The organism is Streptomyces sp. NPDC006012 (assembly GCF_042871185.1).
Taxonomy (GTDB): Bacteria; Actinomycetota; Actinomycetes; order Streptomycetales; family Streptomycetaceae; genus Streptomyces.
This window is the reverse complement of record NZ_JBIAIE010000064.1, coordinates 1-3937: the sequence shown is the minus strand read 5'-3', so window position 1 is coordinate 3937 and position 3937 is coordinate 1. Positions and strand designations below refer to the sequence as shown.

General features: G+C 72.8%; 4 protein-coding genes. All 4 read right to left on the bottom strand.

Annotation, left to right across the window (positions count from 1 at the left end):
* Positions 1–145: 145 nt before the first annotated feature.
* The 4 genes from ACFYPJ_RS39015 to ACFYPJ_RS39000 all read right to left on the bottom strand — a co-directional run bounded on the left by ACFYPJ_RS39015 (position 146) and on the right by ACFYPJ_RS39000 (position 3197).
* Positions 146–394: a hypothetical protein gene (locus ACFYPJ_RS39015; protein ID WP_389026876.1), complete on the bottom strand. Its 249-nt coding sequence runs from the start codon at positions 392–394 to the stop codon at positions 146–148.
* Between the two features lie 169 nt (positions 395–563).
* On the bottom strand, positions 564–929 hold the full coding sequence (locus ACFYPJ_RS39010; RefSeq protein WP_389026874.1) for a hypothetical protein: 366 nt from the start codon (positions 927–929) through the stop codon (positions 564–566).
* Between the two features lie 555 nt (positions 930–1484).
* Positions 1485–2534 (bottom strand): ArdC-like ssDNA-binding domain-containing protein, encoded by a 1050-nt coding sequence (locus ACFYPJ_RS39005; RefSeq protein WP_389026872.1) that lies wholly within the window; start codon positions 2532–2534, stop codon positions 1485–1487.
* A 183-nt stretch (positions 2535–2717) separates the two neighbouring features.
* Entirely contained in the window at positions 2718–3197 is a 480-nt protein-coding gene (locus tag ACFYPJ_RS39000; RefSeq protein ID WP_135789001.1) for a hypothetical protein, read from the bottom strand.
* Positions 3198–3937: the final 740 nt, after the last annotated feature.

The following is a 3937-nucleotide window of genomic DNA, read 5'->3' as shown; positions in this document are numbered from 1 at the left end:
CACCGCGTAACCGCCGCCCGCCAAGGCCGGCCCCGCGCGGCCCCGCGCGACGGGCCCCGCCCCCACGGCGCAGCCGCCGCCCACCGCCACGACGGCCGGACAGCCGTGCGCCCCGGCGCGGCGGCCGGGACGCACGGACCACCGGTCAGACCTTGGCGGCGTATGCGGCGAGTTGCTGGATGAGGTCGAGGGCGTCCAGGTCGCAGGTGCATTCCATGCCGTGCCCCGGTGCTCGGTGGGTCGCGTCGATTTCCGCCGCTCGGGTCAGGGTCTCGCGGAGGTTCTCGGCGGAGTGCACGGTGACGTTGTGGACGCGCTGGATGTAGTCGGCCGGGTGGGGTTTGTCGTGTCCGAGACTGGCGGACAGCTCGTCTTGGATGTCTTCGGCGATCACCTTGGAGTGCAGTTCCTGCCCGGTGGGCTGCGGGTTGCCCTCGTAGTCGCGCGCGGCGGCGTCGTACTGGATGGTGCCGAAGAAGTGAGCGGTTACGGGCGTGATGGGTGTGGCCTCCTCGGATGGGTGGATGCCGGGGCGGCGCGGTCGGCCGCCCCGGCGCGGCTGGTCAGTGCTGGCGCTGGGCGTCGTGCGCGGCCTCGACGGCGCGGCTGACGTCGTTGAGCAGGCGGTCGTTCATGCCGACGATCGCGCTGCGGAGCATCTGGGCTCCGGCCCTTCCGGCCGCCCGTCCGGGAGCGTGACCACCGGCACGGTGGGCCTCGTAAGCCTGCACGGCGACGTTCAGCGCGTAGTCCGTGGTGAAGCGGTCGGTGAAGAACTCGGCCGGGAGTCCGGGCATCAGGGGGCGGATCGCGTCGGTCGTGGCGTAGACGATGAAGTCGAGCGTCCGGGCCAGTTCGATGATCTCGGGGTCCACCCGGGTCTCGCCGGTCGGCTGGCTGTCTGCTGCACGGAGGTTCGAGATCGTCATGGTCGGGTGCCCTTCGTTCGGTTCGGGTTTCGAGTGGTTCGCTGGTCGGGGTGCCATCACCCTTCCAACAAGAACAACTATACCAGTCAGAACCCGTATCGGGAAGCGTGAAAGGGCTTCTGACCAGGGTTTTTCCGGGTTTCTTCACCCCGCGCGTGCTCTCCGGGCCGGGCCGCCCACCCTCCTTGCCAGCCGCTTTTCGCCCGCCCGCGCGGACCCGCACCCGGCGGACGGCCCGTCACGTAAACCGCTCAGCGCTGCCGCCGGGACGACGGCCCGGCGGCCGGACACGGCCGGGGGCCGGCGGCGCCGGGGGTGCGCGAGGGGGCGGCGCGCGAGCGCCCCTCGCAACCCGACCCCGCAGGGTCGGGTGCCGGAAGCGGCGGCGGCGCGCGGCCGCGCCGGCCACCACGGCGCCGCCGTCGCCCGCCAGGGCCGGCCACCCGGGGCGGTGCGCGGCGGGCCCGGTCGCCGCGGCGCGGCCGTCGCCCACCGCCGCGCCGGAGCTGCCCGGCGGGCCGGGGCGGCGGTGGTCCGCCGCCCCGGCCGGGTGGTTCACGCCGTGGCGGTTGCCTCCGACGCGCTGGCGGCCTCGCGCTCCTGGTCGGTCTCGATGAGCGCGGCGCGCTCGGAGCGGTAGGCGTCGTGGGCGGCCTGGTCGGCGGCCTTCCGCGCTTCGCTCTCCTCGTCCGCCGGGGCGGTGGTGGCAAGGATGGCCTTGGCCGCTCGGATGACGGTGTCGCTGGCGGCGGCGAGGGTTTCCCGTACCTCCTCGGCGGTCTTCCCGGCCCATCCGGCGATGTACGGGACGGAGGTAAGGGCGGCGTCTACTCCGGCCACCCCGGCCACGATGAACGCGACGCTTTCGGCCTCGCACTCCATGCGGCCCCGGTGCTTGCGGTACTCCTCGATGTCCGCGACGTGCCCGCACTCGATGTGCGCGACTTCGTGGGCCAGTACGACCGTGCGGTGCGCCTCGGGGTCGCTGGCCTGGATGACGACTTCCCGGGTGGCGGGGCGGGTGAACCCGTCGGCGGGGGCGGTCACGCCGAGGCTGACCGTGTACCCGTGACCCTTGGCGTGGCGCTCCAGGCGCTCCCAGAGTTCGGCGGGGACTTCGCCGGTCGTCTTGCCGCCGAGCTGGTAGCCGGGCTCGGTGGCTTCCGGCTGGGCCTCCTCGTCCTCGTTCATCGGCCGCGTCTGGCTGATGTCGAACACGGGGGCGGCCTTGAACAGGGTCCGGCGCTGCTCCTGGCCGTGCTCGTCAAGAACCGGCTTGCCGTCCTTGTCCTTCTTCGTGACGGTCATCGGCGCGAAGATCCGCAACGCCTTCTCACCCTTGCGGATCAGGCGGCCCCGGTCGTTCCACTCCCGCGCCCCTCGGACCTGGGTGGCGTGCGGGCACTGGGCGAGAATCAAGATCATGTTGTTGGCCGAGTAGCGGCCGAGGTTGGCGACGGTGGCGCGGAGCATCGCACGCCACCCGTCGGCCGAGACAAGGGAGCCGATCGCGTCGTTGAGCAGGTCGTGCAGGGCGGCTACCTCGGCCGCGCGCTCCTCGGGGGACTTACGGGGGGAGCGGCGGCGCGTCGTCTTGGTGGCCATCTCGGGTACCTCTCGTCAGGTTCGGGTTTCGAGCGGTGTCGGTCGGGGTGCCATCCCCTTCCAACAAGAACAACTATACCAGCTTTGAGGCTTCTCGGGAAGCTGGAAAGGGCCTTTGACCAGTGTTTTTCTGGTCGGGCCTACCCGGCCGGGGCGCTTCGCGCGCCCCGGCCGGGCGCGGCGTCACGCCTGGGCGGTGGCCTTCTTGCGCTTCGCGCGGACCTTGGTCAGCTTCAGCGGCTGGCCGGGCTCGCCCTGCTCGATCAGGCGGGCGTCATAGGCGCAGATGGTGAGCATGTCGGCCAGGTCGGGCAGGAGGCGACGGGGGTTGCCCCGGCGGTTCCCGAAGCCGCGCGAGTGGTGGACGCGCCCCCCGCGCTCGGTCATCGCGTCGGTGTACCAGTCGCCTTCCCCGATGAGACGGCTTGCCATGATCGTGACCGGGCGGCGGCCGGGGCCGTCCTGGATGGTGAGGCGGGCGGCCAGACCGACCGCGACCCCGGATTCGCTGATGACCTCGGCGCGCTCGACGGCGGTGACGGTGACGCGGTAGCTGGTGCGGAGTCCCGTACGGGGGTGGGTGGTGGTGACGATCTCGGTGACCGGCTGCATGGTCTCGGCCTTCCGGGAGGCGGAGCGGTGGTTGCGGGTCTTGACGGTCATGTCCACGCCTTTCGCAGGTTTCGAGTGGTTCGCTGGTCGGGGTGCCATCCCCTTCCAACAAGAACAACTATACCAGTCAGAACCCGTATAGGGAAGCGTGAAAGGGCTTCTGACCAGGGTTTTTCCCCGGACTTCCATGATCTTTTAGCCGGTCTGCCGGGCCCCGCCGACCCCCCTCCTTGCCAGCCGTCTTTCCCTCCCCAGGCCCCGGGCCGCCCCGCACCACCACGACGACGACCAGTTCCTCCAACCCCCCTTTTCGACCTCAGCCCGTGCCCGTCACCACGGCGCCGCCGGCACCCGAGGACGACGCGTTCGTGGAGCCCCGGCCCACCACCGTCATCAGCCCGTCCCCCGTTCCCCGGGGGGCGGGCGTCCGGAGGAGCCCCCCGGGGCTTTGCGCAAGGAGCGAAGCGACGCAGCCCGCAGGGAGCGCCAGCGACCGGAGGGCCGCAATAAGGAGGGCCCCCAGGGCCCGACGACTGCGGCGCACGGCCGGATCGCACCGAAGGTGCGATGCCCACCCACCGGCCCGCACCCGCGCCGCCGGCCCCCGCCCGCGGCGCCTGGGGAGCGCGAGGGGGCGGCGCGCGAGCGCCCCTCGCAACCCGACCCCGCAGGGTCGGGTGCCGGAAGCGGCGGCGGCGCGCGGCCGCGCCGGCCACCACCGCGTAACCGCCGCCCGCCAAGGCCGGCCCCGCGCGGCCCCGCGCGACGGGCCCCGCCCCCACGGCGCAGCC

Coding starts and splice junctions, on each gene's coding strand:
- ACFYPJ_RS39010 (WP_389026874.1), bottom strand. CDS start 929: ATGACGATCTCGAACCTCCGTGCAGCAGACAGCCAGCCGACCGGCGAG.
- ACFYPJ_RS39005 (WP_389026872.1), bottom strand. CDS start 2,534: ATGGCCACCAAGACGACGCGCCGCCGCTCCCCCCGTAAGTCCCCCGAG.
- ACFYPJ_RS39000 (WP_135789001.1), bottom strand. CDS start 3,197: ATGACCGTCAAGACCCGCAACCACCGCTCCGCCTCCCGGAAGGCCGAG.